At 72.0% G+C, this 8,109-nt stretch carries 6 protein-coding genes; all 6 read left to right on the top strand.

What is annotated here, in order from left to right; all coding sequences use genetic code 11:
• Positions 1 to 141: 141 nt before the first annotated feature.
• Positions 142 to 1,278: a Glu/Leu/Phe/Val dehydrogenase dimerization domain-containing protein gene (locus ABZ693_RS35615; protein WP_359885644.1), complete on the top strand. Its 1,137-nt coding sequence runs from the start codon at positions 142 to 144 to the stop codon at positions 1,276 to 1,278.
• Positions 1,275 to 3,008, top strand: a complete 1,734-nt coding sequence (locus ABZ693_RS35620; RefSeq protein ID WP_359885645.1) for an AMP-binding protein — start codon at positions 1,275 to 1,277, stop codon at positions 3,006 to 3,008. Before ABZ693_RS35615 ends, ABZ693_RS35620 begins: the two co-directional genes overlap by 4 nt.
• A 29-nt stretch (positions 3,009 to 3,037) precedes the next feature.
• Positions 3,038 to 4,309, top strand: a complete 1,272-nt coding sequence (locus ABZ693_RS35625; RefSeq protein WP_435842645.1) for a pyridoxal phosphate-dependent aminotransferase — start codon at positions 3,038 to 3,040, stop codon at positions 4,307 to 4,309.
• Between the two features lie 157 nt (positions 4,310 to 4,466).
• Complete coding sequence (locus ABZ693_RS35630; RefSeq protein WP_359885647.1) at positions 4,467 to 5,378, top strand: fumarylacetoacetate (FAA) hydrolase; 912 nt, start codon at positions 4,467 to 4,469, stop codon at positions 5,376 to 5,378.
• Positions 5,379 to 5,482: 104 nt separating this feature from the next.
• A complete protein-coding gene (locus ABZ693_RS35635) occupies positions 5,483 to 6,454 on the top strand; it encodes a PDR/VanB family oxidoreductase (RefSeq protein ID WP_359885648.1) in 972 nt (323 codons plus the stop codon).
• A gap of 170 nt (positions 6,455 to 6,624) precedes the next feature.
• Entirely contained in the window at positions 6,625 to 8,007 is a 1,383-nt protein-coding gene (locus tag ABZ693_RS35640; protein WP_359885649.1) for an acyltransferase family protein, read from the top strand.
• Positions 8,008 to 8,109 lie beyond the last annotated feature (102 nt).

Below are 8,109 nucleotides of genomic sequence, written 5' to 3' on the forward strand. Positions count from 1 at the left end.
CCTGCTCGGTCCCGCGCAGTGTGCGGTAGCCGAGGGTCTGGGACTCGGCGGTCGGCCCCCCGCCTTCGGCCCCGCGGCACGTCCCCGACCTTGCTTCACCCCGGACAGAAGCCCACCGAATCGATTACGAGGTTCTTGGTCATGAACGCTGTGAACGGCACGTCCGCCACCGATGACCCCCGAGATCCGGCTTTCGTCGTCTCGCTCAACGGCAGCCAGGGGTCCCTCAAGGGCTGGGTCGTCGTCGACTCGCTCTACGACGGCCTGGCCATGGGCGGCACCCGGATGACCCCCGGTGTCACCCAGGAGGAGGTGGCCGGCCTCGCCCGGGACATGACGCACAAGTTCACCCTGGCCGGCCTGCCCATCGGCGGCGCCAAGGCCGGAATCGCCTCCGACGGCAGCAACCGCGAGGAGACCTTCCGTACGTTCGGCCGCACCGTCAAGCCGCTGCTGCACGGCGGCATCCACCTCGGCATCGACATGGGCGTCACGCCCGCCGACCGCGCCGTCTTCTTCGACGAGGCCGGCTACGACCCGCGCTACCGGCTCGGCGCCCCGGACATGCCGATCGACTGGCGCACCTACTACGAGCCGCTGATCGACTGCACCGGACACGGTGTCGGCGTCGCCGCGGTCACCGCCCTGGAGGCGAGCGGCCGCAAGGGACCGGCCCGGGTCGTGGTGCAGGGATTCGGCGCGGTGGGCCGCGCGGTCGCGCACTTCCTGGAGGAGCGCGGGCACACCGTCGTCGGCGTGGCCGACTTCCAGGGCACGATCAGCGCGGACCGGCTGCCGGTGGCCGAACTCGTCGCGATCACCGACGAGTTCGGGAAGATCGACCGCTCGCGGCTGCCCGGTCACGTCACCGTGTCGGACGAGCCGGACGCCTGGCTGGACGTGGACGCCGACCTGCTGATCCTCGCGGCGCAGAAGCACGCGCTGAACGCCGAGAACGCGCACCGGGTACGGGCCGGCCTGGTGGTCGAGGGCGGCAACCTCAGCTCCAGCGCCGAGGCGAAGGAGAAGACCCGGGCCGCGGGCACCATCCTCGTCCCCGGAGTGATCGCCAACATCGGCGGGGCCGCCTCGGCCGCCCTGGCCGTCACTCGGGTCGTCCCCTTCGACCTGCCGGCGGACGCCCGCAAGGCGTGGGTCTTCGACTGGGTCGGCGACCGGGTCCGCCGCAACACCCGGGATCTCCTGGAGATCGCCGCCGCGCACGCGGGCGACCCCCTGCCGACCCTGCTCACCGCCCGCCGGAAGGACCGCTCGTGACCACCGAGACCATACAGGCGCCGGTCACCGCGGAGCCGCGGATCGTGGACGGGATCGTCGTCACTGGCGAGGCGATGCCCGTCGTCGAGATCACCAGCCCCATGCCCGAGGGCCGGGAGGCCCGTGAGGCGCTCTACTACCAGCGCGGCTGGTGGCGCGAGGAGACCTTCCTCGACGACCTGCGCCGCCAGGCCAGACTCCGCCCGCACAAGCTGGCCGTGGCCGCCCGCCGCGTCAAGGAAGCCCGCACCGACACCCTCGACTACATCGAGCTGCGTCAGCTGACCGACCGGTTCGCCGGCGGTCTGGTCGAACTGGGCGTCCAGCCCGGTGACTTCGTCGCCGTCCAGCTGCCCAACCGCTGGGAGATGGTGCCGCTGCTGTACGCGTGCCTGCGCGTCGGCGCCGTCATCTGCCCGATCGACCCGACCACCCCCGAGGAGCCGCTGCGGCACCGGCTGGGCCTCACCGGGGCCCGGGTGATCGTGACGATGTCGGACTGGGAGGGCAACCCGGTCGGCGAGACGGCGAACCGGCTGCGGCAGGAACTCCCCGGCCTGGAGCACGTGGTGATCGTCGACGGCACTCCCCCGGAGGGGTGCCTCGACTTCCGCGACCACTTCATCGACCCGGTCTGGGAGGACGTGCACACGGACCTCTCGGCGCGCGAGCGCGGCCCCGACGAGCCGTTCGTGGTGCTCTTCACCTCCGGCACCACCGGCGAGTCGAAGGGGGTGCTGCACAGCCAGAACACGGTCCACTCGGCCATCCGCGGCTACGTCGACACCTTCCTCCTCGACGACCACCTGGTCGCCGCCGTGACCACCCCGCTCGTCCACTACTCCGGCTTCGGCCAGGGCATTCTCTCCAGCGTCATGCTGGGCGGCACGATCGCCTTCCAGGACCGCCGGAAGAACGACATCCTGCTCGACCTCGTACAGAAGTACGGGGCGACCCTGCTGTACGGTCCGCCTCCGACGCTCCACGACATCGCCCGGTCGCAGCGGGCCGAACCCCGCGACGTGCACACGCTGCGGCACGTCGTCACCGGCTCGGCGCAGGTCCTCCAGCCGCTGGTGGACGACCTCCGGGAGATGCTCGGCGCCCGTACGTACTCGCTGTGGGGCATGTCCGAGAACGGCCCGGTCACCATCACCAAGCTGGACTACAACCAGGACTGGGCGGCGCACAGCAACGGCCGGCCGATCGACGCGATGGAGATCCGGATCGACAAGTGCATCAACCCGACCGAGCGGGGCCCCGTCGGCCGGCTCCGGGTCCGCGGCGCGTCCCAGGCGCTCGGCTACTACAAGCGGGACGCGGAGTACGACGCGCTGCTCCTGGACGACGGCTGGTTCGACACCGGTGACGTGGCCCGCGACGACGGCCGCGGCGGCATCCGCATCCTGTGCCGGGCGAGCGACGCCATCAAGCGGGACGGCATGGTCGTGCCCCTGGCCGAGATCGAGTCGATGGTCAACCGGCACCCGAAGGTCGCCGAGACCACCCTCGTCGGCCCCACGGGCCGGGTCGAGGACCCGATCCTGGCGGTCGTCGTTCCCTCCGGCGACGAGCGTCCGACGCTGGAGGAGCTGCGGTCCCACCTCCTTGAGACGGACCTCGACGAGCGGTTCCTGCCGGACCGCCTGGAGGTCATCGAGGCCCTGCCCAAGACCCTCACCGGCAAGGTCCGGAAGAAGGTCCTCCGCGAGCTGTACGGCGAGGCGTGAGCGCCGTGTCCGAAGCCAGTCGGGTCACCATGTCGGCGACGCTCGCCGCCGACGAGGCCATCGCCCGCCGCCGCGCGGCCGGCGAGTCCGTCCTCTCCATGGCGAGCGGCGAGATCGGACTGCCGGTCCACCCGGGCCTGCGGGAGCGGCTCGCCGCGGCCGCGGGGCTCGGTTCGTACGGTCCGGTCGCCGGCAGCCCGGAGCTCCGCGAGGCCGCCGCCGGCTACTGGAGCCGGCGCGGTCTCGCCACCACCCCGGACCAGGTCGTGTGCGGCCCCGGGAGCAAGCCGATGCTCTTCGGCCTGCTCCTGGCGGTCGGCGGCGATGTCGTCATCCCGCTGCCCAGCTGGGTCAGTTACGCGGCGCAGGCCGGTCTCATCGGCGTTCGCCACTTCCCCGTCCCGACCCTGCCGGGCCAGGGCGGGGTGCCCGACCCCGACCTGCTGCGCGAGACGGTCACCGCCGCCCGCGCCGCCGGCCACGATCCGCGCTCCGTCATCGTCACCCTGCCGGACAACCCGACCGGGACGATCGCCGCTCCCGAGACCGTGCGGCGGTTCGCGGAGGCGGCCCGGGAGCTGGACCTCGTCGTCATCTCCGACGAGATCTACTGCGACCTCGTGTACGACCCGGCGGCGACCCCCGCCGTCTCCCCGGCGGTCTTCGCGCCCGAGCGGACCGTCGTCACCACCGGCCTCACCAAGAACCTGGCCATCGGCGGCTGGCGGACCGGGGTGGCCCGGCTGCCGGCCGGCGCGACCGGGCAGCGGCTGGGGGAGCGGCTGGTGGGGGTGGCCAGCCAGATCTGGTCCAGCCCCGCCGCTCCCGTGCAGGCCGCCGCCGCGTACGCGTTCGCCGAGCCCGACGAGATCGTGGAGCACATCGCCGCGAGCCGCCGCCTCCACGAGCGGGTGGCCCACGCGATGGCCGAGCGGTTCGCCGCCGCGGGCGCCGTGCTGGAGCCGGTCGTGGCGACCTGCTACCTGTACCCGGACTTCGAGCCGCTCCGCGCCCATCTGGCCGAGGTCCACGGCGTACGGACCGGAGCCGGACTCGCCGGGCTGCTCGTCGAGCGGTACGGCGTGGGGCTGCTGCCCGCCAGCGCCTTCGGCGAGCCGGAGGAGTCGCTGCGGCTGCGTGTGGCCACCAGCCGGCTGTACGGCGACACCGAGGAGCGGTGCCAGGCGGCTCTGCGCGCCGACGATCCGCTCGCGCTCGACTGGGTCCGTGCCTCCCTCGACCGGGTCGAGGAGGTCCTGGCGGACCTCACGGCGGGCGCGGCCGTACCGATCGCCGTCTGAACTCCCCGTCCGGCCTCCCCCGTTCGGCTTGTTCGTCCAGCTTCCCTCTCCCCGTCCAGCTTCCCTCTCCCCGTTCCGGATGCCGGCCCCCGGCCGGCGCCCGGAACCCTTCCCCCGGCGGCCCCGCCGCCGCACCGGCCTAGGAGGGCCGACTCCCATGTCCATCTCCATGCTGTTCGAAGCCGTATACAAGGGCGAGCGGTACGCGGGGTTCGAGAAGCCCGCCGCCGGTGAGCCGCTGACGCTCTACCCGGTCGCCGACGGCCGGCTCCGGGACGAGTTCGTCGCCGCCGCCTCCCCGGAGGACGTCGTCGCCTCCGTCACCGGTGAGGGCGGGGAGATCACCGTCGCCGCCGACGACCCCGAGCTGCGCTTCCTGCCGCCGCTGCTCCCCGGTTCCGGGAACGCGCTGCTGAGCGGCTTCATGCGCACCCACAAGTCCAAGTACGAGGACGAGCCCACCGACGAGACCGAGTTCGTCGCCCCCAACTGGTTCTTCAAGGGCTTCGGTTCCTGGATCCGGATGCCCGAGGAGACCCTCGTCGTCCCGGAGAAGGCCGTCGCGCTGATCGAGGAACCCGAGGTGGCCCTCGTGTACGTCAACGACGACGACGGCGACCCGCACTATGTCGGTTACACCTTCGGCAACGACCTGTGCGACATCGGTCTGCACCGGCTGAACCCGGGCTGGAACCCGTACTGCAAGCTCAGCGACACGTCCCTGTCGCCCTTCGTCTTCCTCGGCACCCCGCCGACCACCGTCACCGGCCGCGTCACCATCGAGCGCGACGGCGTGTCCGCCTGGGAGGGCAACTTCGACTGCGGTGAGAGCGCCCTGTACTTCAAGGTCCGGGACATGATGGACCACCTCTTCACCTACCCGGCGATCCGCCGCCCCGGGATGGTCAACTACGTCCTTCTCGGCGCCGACGAGGCCAGCTTCCACGACGGCTTCCGCATCGCCGACGGCGACCGCGTGGTCATCGACGTCAAGAGCCACGGCGTGAGCTTCGCCAACTCCATCAGCTTCGGCAGGGAGGCCGACCGTGCCGCCAAGGCCGCGGCCTGACGGACCACGGCAGGCCTGGCGCCGAGCGATCCGGGCCCCCCGCACGGGGGGCCCGTTCTCCGCCCCACCGACCCCCGGCCCGACGCCGGCAAGGAGGACGAGCCATGAGCACCGCCCAGGAGGAACCCTTCGATCTGCTGGTACGCCGGATGACCTGGGAAGCCGACGACGTCCTGTCCGTCGAACTGGTGAGCCCCGACGGGAAGCCGCTCCCGGACTGGGCGCCGGGCGCGCACATCGACCTGTACGCCGGCGACCAGGTCCGGCAGTACAGCCTCTGCGGTGATCCCGCGGACACCACGTCCTACCGCGTCGCGGTCCTCAAGTCACCCGAATCCCGCGGCGGTTCCTCCTTCGTCCACAGCGAGCTCCGGCCCGGCGCGACCCTCACCGTGCGAGGCCCCCGCAACCACTTCGCGCTCGCCGACGCCGACGCGTACGTCTTCGTCGCCGGCGGCATCGGCGTCACCCCGCTGCTCACCCAGGCCCGCGAGGCCGGCGCGCGCGGCAAGCCCTGGCAGCTCTGGTACGCCGGCCGGTCCCGCTCCACGATGGCCTTCGGCGAGGAACTCGCCGCTCTCGCCGCGCACGGCGGCACCGTGGAACTGCGCCCCAAGGACGAGACCGGCCGCATGGACCTCCGGCACATCCTTGGGCGGCTCCCGGACGGCGCCCACGTCTACTGCTGTGGCCCGCAGGCGCTGATGGACGGCGCCCTGGAGGTCTGCGCGGAGCTGGGGATCGCCGACCGGCTGCACGTCGAGCGCTTCGCCGCCGGCGTTGCCGCACCGGCCCCCGAGGGCGGTGAGACCTCCTTCGAGGTCGAGTGCGTCCGCTCCGGGCGGACCGTCACCGTCGGCCCCGACGAGTCGATCGTCGACGTCCTGGACGACGCCGGCATCCATGTGGACGCCTCCTGCCGCGAGGGCGTCTGCGGCACGTGCGAGATCGGTGTCCTCGACGGAGTCGTGGACCACCGGGACTTCCTGCTCAGCCCGGCGGAGCAGGAGGCCGGCGACGTGATGATGATCTGCGTCTCGCGGTGCGCCTCGAAGCGCCTGGTCCTGGACGTCTGAGGCCTCCGTCCGCCTCCGTCCCGCCCGCCTTCGCCCGGCCCCGCCCCCACCCGTACGGCCTCATCCGCACCAGCATGCCCCCCCCACTCGTACGGCCTCACCCGCACCAGCACGGTTCCACCCCCTCACCAGCACCCCTCCCCTGCGCATCCACCCAAGGAGAGAGCCCTGTGAGTATCGACAGCCCTGCCAGACCGGAGACCGCCGCGTCAGCCGGTACGGCGAACGACCCCGCAAGACGCACCGCGGCCGGTGCCGCCACGACCGACGGCGGACGGCCCGAGGAGCGGACCGTACGCCGCAAGGGTCAGCTCCCCACGCTGACAGGCCTGCGGTTCCCGGTCGCCCTGCTGGTGTTCCTCTTCCACGCCGTCCTGCCCTTCACCAGCATCCGGATCTTCGCCGACTCCGGCGTGGAGCGCGGCATCTACGGCTCGCTCAGCATGGTCGCGGGCCTCGTCATGCCGTTCTGGTTCATGCTGAGCGGCTTCATCCTGGTCTGGTCCGCCCGGCAGGGTGACACGGCCAAGGCGTTCTGGCGCCGCCGCTACGCCAAGATCGTCCCGCCGTACCTCGTGGCGTGGCTCGTCGCCCTGGTGCTCGTCGACGGGGTCGACGGTGAGCCCACCACCCCGCTCCAGGGCTTCCTCAGCTTCTTCATGCTGCAGTCCTGGGTGCCGGACATCCCCACCAACTTCGCGGTCAACAACGTCAGTTGGTCGCTCTCGGCCGAGGCTTTCTTCTACCTCTCCTTCCCGGCCCTGTTCCTGGTACTGAAGCGGATTCCCGCGCACCGGCTCAAGTACTGGATCGGCGGCATCATCGCCGCCATCGCCGTGACCCCGCTGATCACGTACGCGATCATTCCCGTCGGCACCGAGGTCGTCCCCAACGAGCCCGGCCAGTCCGCCAACTACTTCTGGTTCGCGTACGTCCTGCCCGCCGGCCGGCTCCTCGACTTCGCGCTCGGGATGTTCGTCGGCCGCGCCGTCCTCCTCGGCCGCTGGCGCAACATCGGCATGGTCTGGTCGGGCCTGCTGCTCGCCGTCGCCTACGTCGTCGGTCTGTACGTGCCGTGGCTGTGGGGCCTCCGCCTGATCTGTGTCGTCCCGGCCGCCATGATGATCGCCGCCGGCGCCATCGCCGACAACGAGGACCGGTTCACGATCTTCCGCAACCGGGCGATGACCTGGCTCGGGGAGATCTCCTTCGCCTTCTACCTGGTCCACTTCACGGTCCTGGAGTACACCCGCCGCCTGCTCGGCGACCCGCTCTTCGACACCCCGGCGGCGGTGGGGATCGTCGTCGGCGAGGCCGTCGTCGCCGTCCTCCTCGCCTGGGCGCTGTACTCCTGGGTGGAGGTCCCGCTCACCCGCCGCCTGGGGCGTTCCCGCAAGGACCGGGAAGCCGCCGAGGCGGCGAAGGCGGCGAAGGCCGCGGCGGCGGTGGCGGCCGCGAAGGTCGCCGCGTCGCGGGCGGCCGCGGAGACCGCGGGGGCGTCCGCCGAGACCACGCGGGCGCTCGCGGGGGCCGACGAGGGGAAGGGGCTGTGAGCACCGGCTGAGGAGAGCATCGTGACGATCCGTGAATTCAAGATGCCCGATGTGGGCGAGGGCCTGACCGAGGCCGAGATCCTCAGTTGGTACGTCAAGCCG

The organism is Streptomyces laurentii, from assembly GCF_040635425.1.
Lineage (GTDB): Bacteria > Actinomycetota > Actinomycetes > Streptomycetales > Streptomycetaceae > Streptomyces > Streptomyces laurentii.

What these genes read in the sequence shown, in the direction of transcription:
- ABZ693_RS35615 (WP_359885644.1), top strand. Translation starts at nt 142, where the DNA reads ATGAACGCTGTGAACGGCACGTCCGCCACCGATGACCCCCGAGATCCG.
- ABZ693_RS35625 (WP_435842645.1), top strand. Translation starts at nt 3,038, where the DNA reads ATGTCGGCGACGCTCGCCGCCGACGAGGCCATCGCCCGCCGCCGCGCG.
- ABZ693_RS35630 (WP_359885647.1), top strand. Translation starts at nt 4,467, where the DNA reads ATGTCCATCTCCATGCTGTTCGAAGCCGTATACAAGGGCGAGCGGTAC.
- ABZ693_RS35635 (WP_359885648.1), top strand. Translation starts at nt 5,483, where the DNA reads ATGAGCACCGCCCAGGAGGAACCCTTCGATCTGCTGGTACGCCGGATG.